Below are 18,200 nucleotides of genomic sequence, written 5' to 3' on the forward strand. Positions count from 1 at the left end.
AATTCAGATTTCAACCAATCTCGCACCTCATCTTGAGAGCTCTCTTTGTTCAATTGTTTGCCTACACATACAAGGTGTTGACGCATTGCCATAATCATCGCACAGTGCACTTTACTCACCTTCCTCTCTTGTCTCTTGCCAATTCGACACTCTCAAACCTGAGATGCCAACCGTTGTAATGCCTTGTATTATCCCACCTCTATCCTGTTTTTCTCGACCACATGTGATCTAAGTCTTTTGTCCACAGTACGGTCGAACTTTCTCAGAACTGAACCAGATTGACGATTGTGTATTCCGGTTTACCCACCCAGAGGGTCACATCAGGCAAAAAAAAGCCGGGCACAAGGCCCGGCGTAAAAGTCAGTTAGATCGTGGCATCGGATCAGACAACGTTGATGCCATTCTCTACCCACAGCTCTTGAGTGGGATCATCAATGGACACGTAGATGTTATAGTCGTCTCCATGGGCAGAACCGCTATCAGCTGCGTCCCACTCAGCGAGTATGTCCACGGTATCACTGCCATCGCCATTGATGTAGAAACTCTCATCACCACTGGAGATAGACAGCAAGTCTTCCAGACCAACAGACAGTGTCACCGCGTTCTCTTCATCCAGATCAATGGCCTGGATATTTGAGAACTCACCTACATAGTCACCCAGCGCAATAACATCATCTCCACCTTGCCAATTGAGTGTTTCCAAACCGGCATCGTGACTTTGAGCAAAGTCGCTTTCCTGCGATCCGTCACTCTCTTCGGCAAATGCCATTGCAAATGGCTCCACGGAAGGCGCTAACAAGACACCGGCCCCCGATGGTTCCAACGTAACCGTCAGAGATCCACCAGCAACGGCTCCCGTCACGGGATGAACCAATTGATAGTCAAAGACATCCTGCGATGTGGTGTCAAAATAGGTTCCATCCGGGGTGTAGGTGTAGTTGCCGTCGGCATCGATGGTCAGGGTACCGAAGTCACCCGCCACAACGGTCGAGTCGGTGACATCCACGAAGCCGGAGCCATTGTCGACCTGAAGTGTGGAGAACTCGGAGCCTTCGACGTCGTTGTCGAGGAGGTTTCCGACGGCGCCAACAGCGCTTTCGATTTCAAACTGGTCGAGGTAAACAACATCAACGTCAGTTGCGATGTTGAGTGTCACCGAGGCCAGCCCAGACTTGGTTGCGCGTACTCTATAGTCGCCAGCAGTAAAGTCGACTGTGGAAAGGTCTATCGTAGACACCGTGCCAAGACCGCCAAGAACAATACTAAAGCTATCACTGGCAACGGTTTCCCAAGTACCGGGGGAAGCTTCCCTTTCCAGGAACACTTCCCCGCTGGCGATTGCAGCGAGGAGTACCGATACCTCGACACTGCCAGACACTTCCATATTTTCAGTGATAGTGAATGTATCGCTGATATAGGTCTGATCGCCTACGCCAATCAGCTCACCATCGGCCTCCGTAAAGAAGTCTTCGTCGACCACATTGGCCCAGACCACCGATGCATCCGCCGTATCATCCGATGCGGAAAATGCAAATGTTGCAGGCAGGGAGGGATCGTTCTCATCCCAGGTCATCTCGACGCTCTCACTGTCGATCTGGACGTACAGCGTCGCTAGCGCGCTGGCGCCACTGATCGTATCAGTCAGGGTGTACTCGAACACATCCACCTGTCCGATGCCGGAGTCGTCGGCGTCGAATGGCGTATAGGTGTAAGTGCCGTCCTGATCGATCTCCAGCGTGCCGTAAGTTCCGACGATGGTAGCGCCGCCGGCCCCAACGGGTTCGCTATTCACACTCTCGACAATCGTGTCCGCGGCATCGTTGTCGAGAACATTGCCGTTCACAGCGACACCCTCGTAGCCGACGATGACGGTGTTGTCGTAGTCTGTGCCACTGACAGACAATGAACTGGCTACCGTAGCCACAACGCCGTCAGCGGCGATAAAGGCACGGTACTCACCGCTACCCAGCCCCTCGACAGTGACGCCATCACCACCACCACCTAGCAGCCCGATCTCGAGTATCGAGGCTTCGTCCTCGGAGTTATCGATGGCTGTCCAGGCTTCCGTAGCGGGATCCCACTTCTGGATGACGATACGCAGGTCGCCAAGCACCGCTGCAGATAGCGTCGAGTCGAACTCGAATGTCAGATCCTGGGTATGTCCCGGGTCAACTTCAAATTCCACGGTCGACGTACCGAGAACGTTTGCCTGCAAATCAAGCCCAATCAGATTCAGGTAGACGCCGAGCAATCCATAATCGGCTTCTCCATGATCCGCGGCCGATTCCGCAGCCAGGATATTCAGCAGCGCTGTTGCCACTTCATCGACCCCATCCAGGGAGACGACACTCACAGCACCCAGCGAGCCTTCGGGGCTAGTGTTGCCGGCCGCGTCGGTTTGCCGTACCAGGACCTCGCCGTCGGGGTATTCACCTTCCGGCAGGGTGAACTCTGTACCGGTGCCGGTAGTCCAGGTCGCACCACCGTCGATGGAGTACTCCCAGGTGGCATCGGGTTCCAGACCACTGACAGTCACGCTGCCGTCACTGGTAATACCGTCGGTGTCGTCGACACCCGTGTCGTTGGTCAGGGTGGCTGTTGGTGCCGCCGGGGCGGTGTTGTCGATGGTCACCGGACCCAGCGAACCTTCGGGGCTGATGTTGCCGGCCGCGTCGGTTTGCCGTACCAGGACCTCGCCGTCGGGGTATTCACCTTCTGGCAGGGTGAACTCTGTACCGGTGCCGGTAGTCCAGGTCGCACCACCGTCGATGGAGTACTCCCAGGTGGCATCGGGTTCCAGACCACTGACAGTCACGCTGCCGTCACTGGTAATACCGTCGGTGTCGTCAACACCCGTGTCGTTGGTCAGGGTGGCTGTTGGTGCCGCCGGGGCGGTGTTGTCGATGGTCACCGGACCCAGCGAACCTTCGGGGCTGATGTTGCCGGCCGCGTCGGTTTGCCGTACCAGGACCTCGCCGTCGGGGTATTCACCTTCTGGCAGGGTGAACTCTGTACCGGTGCCGGTAGTCCAGGTCGCACCACCGTCGATGGAGTACTCCCAGGTGGCATCGGGTTCCAGACCACTGACAGTCACGCTGCCGTCACTGGTAATACCGTCGGTGTCGTCGACACCCGTGTCGTTGGTCAGGGTGGCTGTTGGTGCCGCCGGGGCGGTGTTGTCGATGGTCACCGGACCCAGCGAACCTTCGGGGCTGATGTTGCCGGCCGCGTCGGTTTGCCGTACCAGGACCTCGCCGTCGGGGTATTCACCTTCTGGCAGGGTGAACTCTGTACCGGTGCCGGTAGTCCAGGTCGCACCACCGTCGATGGAGTACTCCCAGGTGGCATCGGGTTCCAGACCACTGACAGTAACGCTGCCGTCACTGGTAATGCCATCGGTGTCGTCGACACCCGTGTCGTTGGTCAGGGTGGCTGTTGGTGCCGCCGGGGCGGTGTTGTCGATGGTCACCGGACCCAGCGAACCTTCGGGGCTGATGTTGCCGGCCGCGTCGGTTTGCCGTACCAGTACCTCGCCGTCGGGGTATTCACCTTCCGGCAGGGTGAACTCTGTACCGGTGCCGGTAGTCCAGGTCGCACCACCGTCGATGGAGTACTCCCAGGTGGCATCGGGTTCCAGACCACTGACAGTCACGCTGCCGTCACTGGTAATGCCATCGGTGTCGTCGACACCCGTGTCGTTGGTCAGGGTGGCTGTTGGTGCCGCCGGGGCGGTGTTGTCGATGGTCACCGGACCCAGCGAACCTTCGGGGCTGATGTTGCCGGCCGCGTCGGTTTGCCGTACCAGTACCTCGCCGTCGGGGTATTCACCTTCCGGCAGGGTGAACTCTGTACCGGTTCCGGTAGTCCAGGTCGCACCACCGTCGATGGAGTACTCCCAGGTGGCATCGGGTTCCAGACCACTGACAGTCACGCTGCCGTCACTGGTAATACCGTCGGTGTCGTCGACACCCGTGTCGTTGGTCAGGGTGGCTGTTGGTGCCGCCGGGGCGGTGTTGTCGATGGTCACCGGACCCAGCGAACCTTCGGGGCTGATGTTGCCGGCCGCGTCGGTTTGCCGTACCAGTACCTCGCCGTCGGGGTATTCACCTTCCGGCAGGGTGAACTCTGTACCGGTTCCGGTAGTCCAGGTCGCACCACCGTCGATGGAGTACTCCCAGGTGGCATCGGGTTCCAGACCACTGACAGTCACGCTGCCGTCACTGGTAATGCCATCGGTGTCGTCGACACCCGTGTCGTTGGTCAGGGTGGCTGTTGGTGCCGCCGGGGCGGTGTTGTCGATGGTCACCGGACCCAGCGAACCTTCGGGGCTGATGTTGCCGGCCGCGTCGGTTTGCCGTACCAGGACCTCGCCGTCGGGGTATTCACCTTCTGGCAGGGTGAACTCTGTACCGGTGCCGGTAGTCCAGGTCGCACCACCGTCGATGGAGTACTCCCAGGTGGCATCGGGTTCCAGACCACTGACAGTCACGCTGCCGTCACTGGTAATACCGTCGGTGTCGTCGACACCCGTGTCGTTGGTCAGGGTGGCTGTTGGTGCCGCCGGGGCGGTGTTGTCGATGGTCACCGGACCCAGCGAACCTTCGGGGCTGATGTTGCCGGCCGCGTCGGTTTGCCGTACCAGTACCTCGCCGTCGGGGTATTCACCTTCCGGCAGGGTGAACTCTGTACCGGTGCCGGTAGTCCAGGTCGCACCACCGTCGATGGAGTACTCCCAGGTGGCATCGGGTTCCAGACCACTGACAGTCACGCTGCCGTCACTGGTAATGCCATCGGTGTCGTCGACACCCGTGTCGTTGGTCAGGGTGGCTGTTGGTGCCGCCGGGGCATCAGCGTCAGCATCGGCGTCTGCATCGGCATCTGCATCGGCATCGGCATCTGCATCTGCATCGGCATCGGCATCTGCATCTGCATCTGCATCTGCATCGGCATCTGCATCGGCGTCCGCATCGGCATCGGCGTCTGCATCGGCGTCCGCATCGGCATCTGCGTCGGCATCTGCGTCGGCATCTGCGTCCGCATCGGCGTCCGCATCCGCATCAGCGTCGGCATCGGCATCCGCATCGGCATCTGCATCCGCATCGGCATCGGCATCCGCGTCGGCGTCGGCATCTGCGTCCGCATCGGTATCGGCATCTGCGTCCGCATCCGCATCGGCATCCGCGTCGGCGTCGGCGTCGGCGTCGGCGTCGGCGTCGGCGTCGGCATCAGCATCTGCATCCCCGTCGTCAGGCACTACTTCCTTGGTCACTTCGATATTCAGGTTGGCTGACAACGCTTCATTCGTTTCAGTGTCTACAACCGTGACGGTAAAGTTGTCTACGCCGGCCTCGCCCAACGCTTCATTCGGCGTGTAGACGTAACTGCCATCACTTTGCATTACCAGGGTGCCATAGTCACCCTCGATTTCTATTTCACCGCCGGTGGGTGTCACCAGGTTACCGTCAAAGGTAACCGACTGGATTTCAAGGTTATCCGTATCCCCACTGGCAGACTGATCTATGAAGTTGCCTTCCGCAGGCTGACTTCCGACGATCGTCTCGACCTCCACAAAGTCCGTTGCGGTGACGTCGATAGTACGGGTGATGGCCACGCCAACACTGATCAGCCCCGGGTCGGGAACCAGTGTCGCTCGATATTCACCCGCATCCAGGTTCTCCAGAGTTACCTGCCCGGAAGTGCCACCCAGGCCGAGTAGGCTGAGTGAGAGAATACCGTCATCGAGATTATTCTCGGCGTCCTCAACGCGCACCCACTCCCCGTCTTCAAAACGCTCAACAATCAAGACGTATTGATCCAGCACACCGATACCCACCACGCCATCGATGTCGAGGTCAAATACCGTCTCGTTGGTGTCCTCAGTTAGATCGAACCCTACGAGTGGCTGATCACCAGAGCCGATATCCAGGCTGGCGAGGTCAGCGATGCTGATACCCAGCGCATTAAACTGCTCATCACTGTCTTGATCAGGCTCTGCTTCAGGCTCCAAGCTGATCTCGCACTCCAGGACCGCGTCATCGTCCACATCGACTAGTTCGAAGTCGGTGTCAGCATCTGCGTCGGCGTCGGCGTCGGCATCGGCATCGGCATCGGCATCGGCGTCGGCGTCGGCGTCGGCGTCGGCGTCGGCGTCAGCGTCAGCGTCAGCGTCAGCGTCAGCATCGGCATCAGCGTCCGCATCGGCATCGGCATCCGCGTCCGCATCAGCGTCGGCATCAGCATCCGCATCGGCATCGGCGTCGGCGTCGGCGTCGGCGTCGGCGTCCGCATCAGCGTCGGCGTCCGCATCGGCGTCCGCATCCGCATCCGCGTCGGCATCAGCATCGGCGTCCGCATCCGCATCAGCGTCGGCGTCGGCGTCGGCGTCTGCATCCGCATCGGCATCCGCGTCTGCATCGGCATCGGCGTCCGCATCGGCATCGGCGTCCGCATCGGCATCCGCGTCCGCATCGGCGTCCGCGTCGGCATCGGCGTCGGCATCGGCATCAGCATCGGCATCAGCATCGGCATCCGCGTCGGCATCTGCGTCCGCATCCGCATCTGCATCCGCGTCCGCATCGGCATCGGCATCCGCGTCCGCATCGGCATCGGCGTCTGCATCGGCATCCGCATCCGCGTCGGCATCCGCGTCGGCATCCGCGTCGGCATCGGCGTCTGCATCGGCATCCGCGTCGGCGTCGGCGTCGGCGTCCGCATCAGCGTCGGCGTCGGCGTCGGCGTCGGCGTCCGCATCAGCGTCGGCGTCCGCATCGGCATCCGCATCCGCATCGGCGTCGGCGTCGGCGTCGGCGTCCGCATCCGCGTCGGCATCGGCATCTGCATCGGCATCCGCGTCGGCATCCGCATCAGCGTCGGCATCCGCATCAGCATCGGCATCGGCATCGGCATCAGCATCTGCATCGGCATCCGCGTCGGCATCGGCATCGGCATCGGCATCGGCATCGGCATCAGCATCTGCATCGGCATCCGCGTCGGCATCAGCATCCGCATCGGCATCCGCATCGGCGTCCGCATCTGCATCTGCGTCTGCGTCTGCATCCGCATCGGCATCTGCATCCGCATCAGCGTCAGCATCCGCATCGGCGTCAGCATCCGCATCGGCGTCAGCATCTGCGTCGGCGTCCGTATCAGCATCGGCATCTGATTCGTCAGGAGGATCTACAGGAGGAGGAGAAGTTGGGGGAGCGGGATCATCATCAGAGTCGGTATCATCCAGAAATTCTCTGCTTCCACCTTTTGAGGAGGAGTCCGAAGAGGCGGCAATCGCGCCGAGCCCCAGCGCGCCTAAACCGACCCAGGCCCAGACAGGTATAGCTCCATCGGCTTGGGTGATCGCCAGAAGGTCATCCAACGATTGGATTTCGGTAAATGAAAACTCGGTAAATGTCTCGCCACGCTGGCCCCACCAAAGAACTGAATCGTCATCTTCGAGAACAAGCTCGCTTCTAAGGCCGTTTTCTCCGACCTGGAAGAAGTTATACAGCGTTATTGTTTCACCGTTCTTTAGCGTTATTACCAGGTCGAAACCCGATTGAACAAATGAGGCAACTTCCTCAGGTCCAACATCCAGCTTTACGATGCTTGGAGATGTCACCCCAATATTATTGGTCGCATCGATCTTTTGTGCTGTCCCAGTCACCTTATCAAAAATTGTCGCTTCCATTGCGCTTGATCCTGACTTTACTCTCTACCTCAACCTGCCCAACCCTGTGCAGATCACCCTTCAATCATTGCAACTACTTGTGAAATGAACGCTCCAGTCCAACGATCTCTTGGAGATTCCAAATTCTATGGCGTCATAATTATTGCCGTGACACCAAAATACATCTATTACCGGGACGCCATTCACGTTGACCGACTTCAGTTATAGGTAGCACTTCCGTATAACGCAATTTCATTCAGATCGATAGATGCCCAAGTTTTGTCTTTGTGACGCTGTCTGGGCTATTTGACGACAATTAACTCAGGAGGACTAACAGAGGTGATACCGGGCACGTAGGATGTGCTGGTACTCATTTTCGACCACCGAACACCGCCCGAATAGCGCACAAAAATGTCCGCATATGTTGCGGGCACCAAAAAAGACCAGTTCGAGCATCGAGCTGGTCTCTATTACAATGATCGCCTTGCATGCGCCGGGCATGCTCTCATATGAAAATCAAATCATTGCCTGAAGACCCAACATATCCGCTGTACGATTGGTCCCCGCAATCATTCCAGAAACCGCCAGAGCCTCCAGAATTTCAGCGTCAGTCGCCTCCGTTTTTCGCGCCTCCGTGATCAGACGTTCACCGTGGTCATGGGGAGCGATATTTGCATGTCGTGCCACTTCAAGCAGCACATGCTCTTTAGGGGGGAAGTGCGCGTGATCCGGGTCGGTGCGGATACGCAGAATCTCCTTCGCCGGCACACCCAGAGACTCCAGAGCATGGCTGTGAAGAGAAATTCCGTAGTCACAGTGGTTGTCTGCAGAAACCATCAGAGCAATAGCCTCTTTAAGCGGCCTGGATAAACGGCCGATAAACATCAGGTTGCGGTACTGTTCCCAGAAATGCTCCAGTAGCGGTGGACTGTTGGCGTACGCTCTGAACAGGTATGGAATACCGCCCATCTGGGTACGAACATCCTCAAAAATTGCTTTCACCCGCTCATCTGCAGGATTCTCAATCAACGTTATCCGGCTCATCTGGCACCTCAAAGCAAAAACGGAACGGTCTGTATCTGCACCGCGGCCCAATCCAGGGACACATGTATTCCTCCCGGGCATAATACTGTATATAATCCCAGCATGCGTAAGATCATTCATTGCGATTGCGACTGCTTCTACGCCTCTGTAGAAATGCGTGACGACCCCAATCTACAGGGGCGACCAATCGCTGTGGGTGGTGCCAGCGAACGAAGGGGGGTCATCTCAACCTGCAACTATGAGGCGCGCACCTTTGGTGTTCGCTCAGCCATGCCCAGTGCGCAAGCAATGAAGTTGTGCCCTGATCTGATTGTAGTACCGGGCAACATGAAAAAATATCGAGAAGTAAGCGCGCAGATCCGGGAAATATTTCTAGAATTTACCGACAGAATAGAACCCCTATCTCTGGATGAAGCATATCTGGATGTGAGCGATAGCCTTCACTTCAACGGAAGCGCAACATTGATTGCCCGTGAGATTCGCCGCCGGGTGAGCGACCAATTGGGCATTACGATTTCTGCCGGTGTGGCTCCCAACAAATTCCTCGCCAAAATTGCCAGCGACTGGGAAAAGCCGGACGGCCTGACGGTTATCACGCCCCAGTCTGTAGAGGACTTTGTTCTCAGGTTGCCAATTGCCAAGCTCCACGGTGTGGGCCGGGTTACAGCTGAAAAAATGCATCGGCAGGGCATCCATACCTGCAGCGACCTGCGGCCCCTGTCTCTGATCGAGCTGGTCCAGCGTTACGGCAAGTTTGGCAACCGTCTGTACCATCTTTGCCGCGGTATCGATGAGCGCCCGGTCAGCAGTAACGAATCACGCAAGAGCGTCAGTGTTGAACACACCTTCAAGTCGGATTTGATCCACCAGGAAGACTGGCTGGAAGAAATGACCAACCTGTTCGGCCGCCTGCAGGAACGCCTCGAAAAACTGGACGCCCGCTATGAGATCAACGGAGTCCAGGTAAAGGTAAAATATGCCGACTTTACCCAGATGACCCACGAGCGCGGCAGCCGAGCAGCCCGCATATCAGAGTTTAAACAGCTGCTGCAACAATGTTGGGACAAGCGCAATGATCCTATCCGACTGCTGGGTGTCGGCATCAAACTCAAGGACTTGCGCGCCGAATTGGGGCCAGAGCAATTGCCCCTACCCTTCTCCCAAACACAGCGACTAACTGCCTAGCTTTCGACCAATTGTGGCGTTATTTAATCCACCCAAATTGGCACAATGCAAATCTACCAAGTTGCTATTCACGTCAACAACGCCGCCCATTCATACCTAAAATGGCCTTGCCGGTGAAAGCCGCAAAACCCTCGGTCTATACTCCCAACACGGTCCTGAAAGTACGTAATCGCTGCCATTTATATGAAACGTGTACTGCCCAGTGCGTTAGTTGGCTGGTTTCTCAACTATGCCCGAAAGCTCAAGCATCCAACGCTATTCAAGTGGGTTTGTGCACTCTTTCTTTTCGACCTGTTGATTCCCGATATGGTTCCATTTGTCGATGAGCTACTGCTTGGGCTGGCGACGCTATTTCTCGCATCCTGGAGAAGGCATGAGAAGACTGAGGAAGATGCAACGACAAGACAAGAGAAAATTGTCAACGAACCTATAGCAAAAGAATCAACCTCAAAGTCCCAGACTGGGAGCCGAAAATAGAGGGCAAACACCAGAAAGCCCCGCCGACACAGAGCAAGCACGAAAAGCCAAAAAGGTGAATTAGCGATAGAAAATCACTCTTCAATGGATTTGAAGAAGACTGACAGTTTACTCGTTATTACGAAGTATCCCTGAAAAACCGCAATAACAGGGAGTGTGCACCGAGTAGATGGGACATTTGACGCCAAGGAGGCAAATCCCATGTATGCGGACAAGTTGTATGGTCTCACAGATGAAGCCTTGCTCAACCATTACCACCAAACCCGAAATTTGAATGCGTTCAAACTGCTGTATAAACGGCACAACAATCAACTCTTTCGCTACTGCATTCAGATCAGTCAGGCCAGAGGCTGCCAGTTGTTAGAAGACCTCTGGAGAGAAATTCTGGAAGCACCTCCGAAGCTGTCGGGCAGGCGTTTGAATAACTGGTTCTACATACAAATAAACCGCAGGTTGCAGTGCGGTGAATTCAGCGGTGATAGAGATTACAAACAAGGCAAGAAGATTGACGCGGAACTAAAGCAGCAGATTCAGACCGCACTAAAAGACACGGTATTTAATGCCGTTCAAAAGCTTCCAAGGCCTCATAGAAACATTTTTTTGTTACACCGGGAATGTCGGCTATCACTCGCCACTATTGCCGACATAGAACGACTTTCACTAAAAGAGTGCCGCGATTTATTACATTCAGCATTTGAATTGATAGAAACAACACTGCATGGCAGCCCCCACAAACCATGGAAGACAGAGTTGGCTGAAAATCTGGACTGCGCTGCTCAACTCCCCGTCGAAGATACAGACATTGGCATCTGGGAACGAATCAAAGAAAAGGTACGAGTATGGTCTGCCCCTCCCGTCGCTGGTCGCGAAGACCACCCGGTAGGCGGCACAGAGAAAATTGCGTGACTGCTCGACTATCCAGACATGGAATTCTGGCTTTTGAAGTAAGGATTACGAAAAAATGAACGGAAAAAATTGGGAACAAGATTTCAGGCGTGCCACTGATGCAATTGGGTCACCGGATGCTCTGGACGAGAGGATTTTTTCACTAGCCAGAACTTATGCACCCATTAAAAAAACAAGCCGTATTACGTCTAAAGCTGCATCAGGGCTGGGTGCCTTGGCGATCGCAGTGATCTTGTTACACCCGGCTCAATACCTGGGGGCACTGACACCCGCGCAAGCTGCATCAGACGGCTTTGGGAGTAGCGTCAGCAGCCGCGAGCGAATCAAACGACAGGTTGCGCAACCGCGCGGCATGCCAGCTGCTGACAAATGGCACTCCCTGCGTGCAGCGATCAAGGCAGGAAACCTCGCTGGGCTTTGCGCCCAATGGCGTCGCACACAGCGAGGGGGCTCTGACGAAGCGCTTCCTGCAGACCTGATCTCAAAGGCACAGACGCACTGCCGCTTGCTGCCCTGAAAAGGACAGCCTATCGAGGTCAGTTCTCCATCGACAGGATTACTTTACCCCGGGCGCGACGTTCCGTGATAGCCGCAAACGCCTGGGTAAACTCTTCCAGCGGGAAGACTTCGGTAGTCAAGGGATTAAGCTTTCCGTCCGCTACCAACTGCAGCAACTCGGAAAAGTTCTGCATATTCCCCTTAGGATCCCTCGCGGCCCAGCCGCCCCAGAAAATACCCAGGATATCACCCGCTTTCAGTAGCGGTAGATTGAGAGGCAACTTGGGAATATCTCCTGCCGCAAATCCTATAACCAGGTAACGTCCGCCCCAGGCAATTGAGCGATACGCAGCCTCGGTAAAGTCCCCACCTACGGGATCATAAATCACATCGGCGCCTTTGCCATCGGTTAACTCGCGAATGCGATCTTTGAGGTTTTCGGTACTGTAATTGATGACCTCATCGGCACCAATCTCCCGACAGAACCCGAGTTTCTCATCACTGGATGCACAGGCAATCACCCTCGCTCCCATGATTTTCCCCAACTGAATAGCGGTGACGCCGACCCCACCCGCCGCGCCCAGGACAACCAGTGTTTCTCCCTCTTTCAGCTGAGCACGCTGCTTGAACGCGTAGTAGGACGTCGCATAGGTGATACAGAACCCCGCTGCCTGAACAAAATCCAGCTGCTCGGGCATCGGCATCAGGAGTTTGTGATCGACATTGACCTGTTCTGCAAAGGCCGCCAGTCCTGGCATCGCAATAACGCGATCACCGATATTAAACCCGCGCACCTCACTGCCAAGCTCTGAAATAATCCCCGCACACTCCCCACCGGGAATAAACGGTAGGTCAGGCTGCACCTGATACTTTCCGGCGACCATCAAAGCATCGGGAAAATTGACACCGGCCGCACGAATATCAAGCTTTACCTCATTCGGTTTCAGTGGCGCTGTTTCACGCTCCGCGATAGTCAACTCTTCCACCGGACCAAAGGACTTGCATACCAGTGCACGCATTCTATTCCCCCCTTTCTACCTATCAATAATTCATTAATTATCAGTCAATGAGAAAAACCGGAAGAGTCTCTTCTTCCGGCGCCTCACTGACTCACGCAATATCACACCACTTCAAACAGGCCTGCGGCGCCCATACCACCACCAACACACATGGTGACAACAACATATTTCACACCGCGACGCTTCCCTTCCAGTAAGGCGTGCCCCACCATCCGCGCACCACTCATCCCATAAGGATGGCCGATAGAAATAGCTCCGCCGTTGACATTGAGCTTATCGTTGTCGATGCCCAGCTTGTCACGGCAGTACAGCACCTGTACCGCGAATGCCTCGTTCAGCTCCCAAAGGCCGATATCGTCGATGCTGAGACCGGTGCGCTGTAGCAATTTGGGGATAGCGTAAATAGGACCGATTCCCATTTCATCCGGCTCACACCCGGCGACCGCCATACCTCGATAGATACCCAGTGGTGCCAGCCCGCGCTGCTCCGCAAGTTTGCGATCCATCAACACCATGGCCGCTGCGCCATCCGACAGCTGCGATGCATTACCCGCGGTAATCACACCGTTATCCAGCACAGGTTTCAGTCCATGCAGTCCTTCAATGGTGGTCGTAGGACGATTTCCCTCATCCTTCTCCAAAGTCACTTCCTGTTCGGACTGCTCACCGGTTTCCTTGTTCACCACAATCTTATTGCAGGTGACCGGAATGATCTCGTCGTTGTATAGTCCCGCCTCCTGAGCAGCCGCCGTACGCATTTGTGACTGCAGTGCATACGCATCCTGCAGATCACGGCTAATACCGTAGCGCTTTGCAACCACCTCTGCGGTGCCAATCATGGGCATATAGATATCGGGGTGCATTTCCAGCAACGCGGGATCTGCCACACGAAAGCTATTCATTTTGTCGTTCTGTACCAGTGAAATTGACTCGAGGCCACCGGCAATAGCAATGGGTACACCATCCTGGGTAATTTGCTTGGCTGCGGTAGCCACGGCCATCAACCCGGAGGAACACTGGCGGTCGATCGTCATCCCGGCCACGGTAGTGGACAGACCCGAGCGCAATGCAATCTGGCGTGCCACATTGGTACCGGTGGTCCCCTGCTGCAGTGCAACGCCGAAAATACAGTCGTCCACTTCAGCCGCCTCGACGCCGGCACGGGATACCGCGGCACGCACGGCGTGGGCTGCCAGGCTCGGCCCCTCAAGATTATTGAATGCGCCCCGGTAGGCTTTGCCAATGGGGGTACGCGCTGTGGATACGATCACCGCTTCTTTCATTGCTGCACTCCTTGTCTCATTCTGTGTAAAAACGTTATTAGCCGAGCTTTACGCCCAGGGATTCCGCTGCTTTCTGGACAAATTTGATGGTTTGATTGAATCCACCAACAAACTCCTGCTGGCCTTCTCCATCAAGAATTGCATCCAGGTTCTGCAATACGTTTTCCCCGGTCTGTTGCTCCGGCGGTAAATAGATACCGTCGGTTTCATAGATACGGGTGCAGGCATACCCGCCAGCACCGGCGCACAGGATCATACGGTTGGGCGATTCTTCCGCGACCAGCGCGATCAGGCCCGCTGTCACCGATTCTGGAGTGAGCAATTCCAGTGCCTTTGAGTCGGGAATTACATCTTCAGTCATCCGTGTGGATGCGGTGGGAGAGAGACAATTCACCCGGATGCCGTACTTCTCTCCTTCCATGCACAGGGTGTTCATAAAGCCTACGACTGCAGTTTTTGCCGCACCGTAGTTGGACTGACCGAAATTACCGTAAAGCCCGGATGAGGATGTTGTCATGACAATCCGGCCATACTGCTGCTCACGCATGATCTCCCAGACCGCCTTGGTACAGTTGACGGTTCCCATCAGGTGCACATCCAGTACCAGCTTGAAGTCTTCCAATGACATTTTGGCAAAGGATTTGTCGCGTAGAATCCCGGCATTGTTGACAAGGATATCCACACTGCCCCAGCGCTCCCGCGCCGCGTGCACCATGGATTCAACCTGCGCATAGTCGGTAACATTGGCGCCGTTGGCCATGGCCTCACCGCCGGCGGCTTCGATTTCCGCAACCACCTGCTCTGCGGTACTCAGCGAACCGCCTGAACCATCTCGCGCACCGCCAAGATCGTTCACTACCACTTTCGCGCCGCGGCGGGCAAGCTCCAGTGCATGAGATTTTCCCAAACCATTCCCGGCACCGGTAACAATTGCTACTTTTCCTACAAACGAAATAGACATATTTTCTTCCAGATCCGTTATACAAACTGCATGAACAGCCATTCAGCGATCATCGCCGGCTTGTCCTCACCATCAATTTCGACCGTGACGTCCAGCTTTATCTGGAACTGTCCAGGTTTTTTCTGCTGGATATCACTAATCTTTGCCCGGGCACGAATGCGCTGATCCACCTTGACGGGATTGATAAATCGCACTTTATCCAGACCGTAATTCACGCCCATCTTGACCCCTTCTACGGCCACCTGCAGTTGCTCAGCGAAATGGGACAGTAGCGAAAGGGTCAGAAAGCCATGGGCAATCGTAGAGCCGAACGGGGACTTTTTTGCCGCGACCGGGTCGACGTGAATAAACTGATGATCCAGCGTACAGTCGGCAAATGCACTGATTCGCGCCTGGTCAATCACCAGCCAATCCGTGGAGTCAGTTTCCCGACCGATATATTCTTTGAACCCTGTTGTAGGTATCACAGTAGCCATAACAATCTCCTTGTCAGAATGCGGATACGCCGCCATCAACCGCCATTGCCTGCCCGGTGACATAACTCAGTGCTGGCGAGCACAGCATAACCATAGCGCTGACGATTTCTTCCGGTTCTGCCAGCCGTTTCATCGGTGTGCCAGCAGCAAAAATCGCGTGGGTCTGCTCAATCTGTTCTGGTGACCCGGGCATATCCGTCAGCATCGGGGTAAGGGTGTAGAAAGGACAGATGGCGTTGACGCGTACATTGTGACGCGCGTACTCCACCGCGGCGGTACGGGTGAGACCAATTACCGAGTGCTTGGCAGCGGAATAAGGCGCTACCTTCGGTGCACCACCGAGACCGGCCATGGAACTGACATTGAGAATGGTACCGGTGCCCTGTTCACGCATCAGTTTCAACTGATGTTTCATGCCGAAGAATACGCCTTTTACATTCACGTTGATCTGCTGGTCAAAAGTCTGCTCATCCACCTCCTCGAAATAGAACATGGGCGGCGCGATCCCGGCGTTGTTGACCGCGACATCCAGGCACCCGAACTGCTCCCTCGCCAACGCCACCATCGCTCCGCAATCCGTCTCCGAAGTCACATCACACCGAATTGCGGCTACGGACACACCGTTGCCACCCAGCTTTTCCACCAGGGTATCCAGAGGGGTTTCATTAATATCCCCCAGCACCAGACTGGCACCACGCCGCCCCAGCTCTTCTGCCAACAGGGCACCAAAGCCGCTGGCGGCGCCGGTAATCAGTACAACCTTGTCGGTAAAATCCAATAGCGGATCGCGTTGAAATTTCGCAGTCATTACAGACCTCCGCAAGACGTCAGGCCACCGTCCACCACGATGCACTCACCATTGGTGTAGCTCGAGGCATCGGATACCAGGTACAGCACCGTGCCGGCCATCTCTTCCGGCTCGGCGTGTCGGTGCATCGGGATATGACCGATGGCGGCATTGTAAATTTCTTCGTGAGAAAACAGAGCGCCGGCAAATTTTGTTTTGGTGAGTCCCGGCAGCAGCGCATTGACACGAATGTTGAACTGCGCACATTCCTTGGCAAAAGCCTTTGTCATATTCACCACTGCAGCTTTGGTAATGGAATAAATGCCCTGACCAACTCCTGGCTGTAACGCATTAATGGAGGCGGTGTTGACGATGCAGCCACCGCCGTTTTCCCGCATCAACTTTCCACCTTCGACAGAGGCGAAAAAGTATCCTCGGATATTGACATCTACCGTCTTCTGGAAAGCGCCCAGGTCCGTATCGAGAATGTGTCCAAAGTAGGGGTTGGTTGCTGCATTGTTAACCAGAATGTCCAGTTTTCCGAAACGGCTGCGAATCGTGGAAAACAGCTTTTCAATTTCCTCCATATTGCCAATATGACACGGCAGGGCCTCCGCCTTACCACCCGCATCGGTGATCGCGTCCGCGACTGCCTGACAGCCTTCGATCTTGCGGCTGGATACCAGAACGTGAGCGCCCTGCTCTGCCAGCAGCTTGGCAATGGCTTCTCCAATACCTCGGCTGGCACCGGTCACCAGCGCAACTTTTCCATTCAGATCAAATAATTCAGTTGCCACAATCTCTCTCCAATACTTTGTTCTGTTTTGACTAATCAGTGATGGTTTCCGTCACGCCTCTTTGGCAATGACATCCAGTGCCAGCTGGGCGAGCGGCTCAACGAATGCGCCTAGACGAGCTGCATTTTTGCTCGACGCGTTGCCGTCGGCAGCTCGCTTGGCCACCCCCTGGATAATCGCCGCCAGGCGGAAAAAGCTGAACGCGAGATAAAATGCCCAGTTGTCGATACGCTCGATTCCCATACGCGCACAGTAACGCGCCACATACTCCTGCTCAGAAGGGATACCCAGAGCTTTCCGATCAACGCCCATCAGGCCGGATATATTGCCGCTGTCTGCCGGCATACGCAGTTGCATACATTGATAGGCGAGATCGGCAAACGGATGACCAAGCGTAGAAAGCTCCCAGTCGAGCACCGCGATGGCACGGGGCTCAGTGGGATGAAACATGATGTTGTCGAGACGATAGTCCCCGTGGACCAGGGCAATACGACCATCATCTTCCGGCAGGTGCTGCCCCAGCCACTGGATCAGCTGATCCATGGCAGCGATGGGCTGAAGCTCCGAGGCGCGGTACTGCCCCTGCCAACGCTCGAACTGACGTTCAAAGTAATTACCGGGCTTACCGTAGTCCGTGAGCCCCGCCGCCTCGATTTCGACGCTGTGCAGGGCAGCGAGTACCCGGCTCATTTCCTCATACATGGCGGAGCGCTGGCTGTTGTCCAGTTCCGGCAATGCCGCGTCCCAGTAGATGCGGCCTTCGCAGTATTCCATCACATAGAACATAGAACCGAGTACGTCACGGTCTTCGCATAAGTGCATGACTCGCGGGACCGGGACCGCACTGTCCTGTAGTGCGCGCATTACGCGAAACTCGCGATCGACAGCGTGGGCAGATTTGAGGAGTTTACCCGGCGGCTGGCGGCGCAGTACGTAGGTTCTTCCCGGTGTCGAAAGTTTAAAAGTGGGGTTCGACTGGCCACCGCTAAACTTGGTGGCAGAAACAGGGCCGGAAAATCCTTCTACCCGCCCTTTCAGGTAGCTTTCCAGGCGCGCAACGTCCAGTTTATCTACCGGGCTTTCTGACTTCGCGGTTGCTTCGTTCAT

General features: G+C 55.9%; 12 protein-coding genes. 3 read left to right on the forward strand and 9 right to left on the reverse strand.

Features of this window, described 5'->3' with window-relative positions:
- Positions 1–382: 382 nt before the first annotated feature.
- Positions 383–7,681, reverse strand: a complete 7,299-nt coding sequence (locus tag LPW13_RS09210; protein ID WP_230439229.1) for a BapA/Bap/LapF family large adhesin — start codon at positions 7,679–7,681, stop codon at positions 383–385.
- A 495-nt stretch (positions 7,682–8,176) separates the two neighbouring features.
- Positions 8,177–8,755: a carboxymuconolactone decarboxylase family protein gene (locus tag LPW13_RS09215; RefSeq protein ID WP_230434811.1), complete on the reverse strand. Its 579-nt coding sequence runs from the start codon at positions 8,753–8,755 to the stop codon at positions 8,177–8,179.
- A gap of 51 nt (positions 8,756–8,806) precedes the next feature.
- On the opposite strand from LPW13_RS09215, the gene dinB reads away from it, so the two are divergent.
- From dinB to LPW13_RS09230, 3 genes are all read left to right on the forward strand, one after another.
- Positions 8,807–9,889, forward strand: coding sequence for a DNA polymerase IV (gene dinB, locus LPW13_RS09220; protein ID WP_230434813.1), 1,083 nt, complete (start codon positions 8,807–8,809; stop codon positions 9,887–9,889).
- A 183-nt stretch (positions 9,890–10,072) separates the two neighbouring features.
- A complete protein-coding gene (locus LPW13_RS09225; protein ID WP_230434814.1) occupies positions 10,073–10,366 on the forward strand; it encodes a DUF6116 family protein in 294 nt (97 codons plus the stop codon).
- A gap of 201 nt (positions 10,367–10,567) precedes the next feature.
- On the forward strand, positions 10,568–11,272 hold the full coding sequence (locus tag LPW13_RS09230) for a sigma-70 family RNA polymerase sigma factor (RefSeq protein ID WP_230434816.1): 705 nt from the start codon (positions 10,568–10,570) through the stop codon (positions 11,270–11,272).
- 536 nt (positions 11,273–11,808) lie between these two features.
- Here the strand turns inward: LPW13_RS09230 and LPW13_RS09235 are convergent.
- The 7 genes from LPW13_RS09235 to LPW13_RS09265 form a co-directional block, all read right to left on the reverse strand.
- Entirely contained in the window at positions 11,809–12,789 is a 981-nt protein-coding gene (locus tag LPW13_RS09235) for an NADPH:quinone oxidoreductase family protein (RefSeq protein ID WP_230434818.1), read from the reverse strand.
- A gap of 101 nt (positions 12,790–12,890) precedes the next feature.
- A complete protein-coding gene (locus LPW13_RS09240; protein WP_230434820.1) occupies positions 12,891–14,072 on the reverse strand; it encodes an acetyl-CoA C-acyltransferase in 1,182 nt (393 codons plus the stop codon).
- A 37-nt stretch (positions 14,073–14,109) separates the two neighbouring features.
- On the reverse strand, positions 14,110–15,033 hold the full coding sequence (locus LPW13_RS09245) for an SDR family NAD(P)-dependent oxidoreductase (RefSeq protein WP_230434822.1): 924 nt from the start codon (positions 15,031–15,033) through the stop codon (positions 14,110–14,112).
- Between the two features lie 17 nt (positions 15,034–15,050).
- Entirely contained in the window at positions 15,051–15,509 is a 459-nt protein-coding gene (locus LPW13_RS09250; protein WP_230434824.1) for a MaoC family dehydratase, read from the reverse strand.
- 13 nt (positions 15,510–15,522) lie between these two features.
- Complete coding sequence (locus LPW13_RS09255) at positions 15,523–16,317, reverse strand: SDR family NAD(P)-dependent oxidoreductase (protein ID WP_230434826.1); 795 nt, start codon at positions 16,315–16,317, stop codon at positions 15,523–15,525.
- Entirely contained in the window at positions 16,317–17,093 is a 777-nt protein-coding gene (locus LPW13_RS09260) for an SDR family oxidoreductase (RefSeq protein WP_230434827.1), read from the reverse strand. The genes LPW13_RS09255 and LPW13_RS09260 overlap by 1 nt, the downstream gene beginning before the upstream one ends.
- A gap of 51 nt (positions 17,094–17,144) precedes the next feature.
- On the reverse strand, positions 17,145–18,200 hold the full coding sequence (locus tag LPW13_RS09265; RefSeq protein ID WP_230434829.1) for a phosphotransferase: 1,056 nt from the start codon (positions 18,198–18,200) through the stop codon (positions 17,145–17,147).

The sequence above is a fragment of the Microbulbifer celer genome, from assembly GCF_020991125.1.
Taxonomy (GTDB): domain Bacteria; phylum Pseudomonadota; class Gammaproteobacteria; order Pseudomonadales; family Cellvibrionaceae; genus Microbulbifer; species Microbulbifer celer.

Excerpts from the sequence above, each read along its gene's own strand:
- LPW13_RS09240 (WP_230434820.1), bottom strand. The coding sequence starts at position 14,072 with ATGAAAGAAGCGGTGATCGTATCCACAGCGCGTACCCCCATTGGCAAA.
- LPW13_RS09265 (WP_230434829.1), bottom strand. The coding sequence starts at position 18,200 with ATGAACGAAGCAACCGCGAAGTCAGAAAGCCCGGTAGATAAACTGGAC.
- LPW13_RS09210 (WP_230439229.1), bottom strand. The coding sequence starts at position 7,681 with ATGGAAGCGACAATTTTTGATAAGGTGACTGGGACAGCACAAAAGATC.
- LPW13_RS09230 (WP_230434816.1), top strand. The coding sequence starts at position 10,568 with ATGTATGCGGACAAGTTGTATGGTCTCACAGATGAAGCCTTGCTCAAC.
- LPW13_RS09250 (WP_230434824.1), bottom strand. The coding sequence starts at position 15,509 with ATGGCTACTGTGATACCTACAACAGGGTTCAAAGAATATATCGGTCGG.
- LPW13_RS09235 (WP_230434818.1), bottom strand. The coding sequence starts at position 12,789 with ATGCGTGCACTGGTATGCAAGTCCTTTGGTCCGGTGGAAGAGTTGACT.
- LPW13_RS09255 (WP_230434826.1), bottom strand. The coding sequence starts at position 16,317 with ATGACTGCGAAATTTCAACGCGATCCGCTATTGGATTTTACCGACAAG.
- LPW13_RS09245 (WP_230434822.1), bottom strand. The coding sequence starts at position 15,033 with ATGTCTATTTCGTTTGTAGGAAAAGTAGCAATTGTTACCGGTGCCGGG.
- LPW13_RS09225 (WP_230434814.1), top strand. The coding sequence starts at position 10,073 with ATGAAACGTGTACTGCCCAGTGCGTTAGTTGGCTGGTTTCTCAACTAT.
- dinB (WP_230434813.1), top strand. The coding sequence starts at position 8,807 with ATGCGTAAGATCATTCATTGCGATTGCGACTGCTTCTACGCCTCTGTA.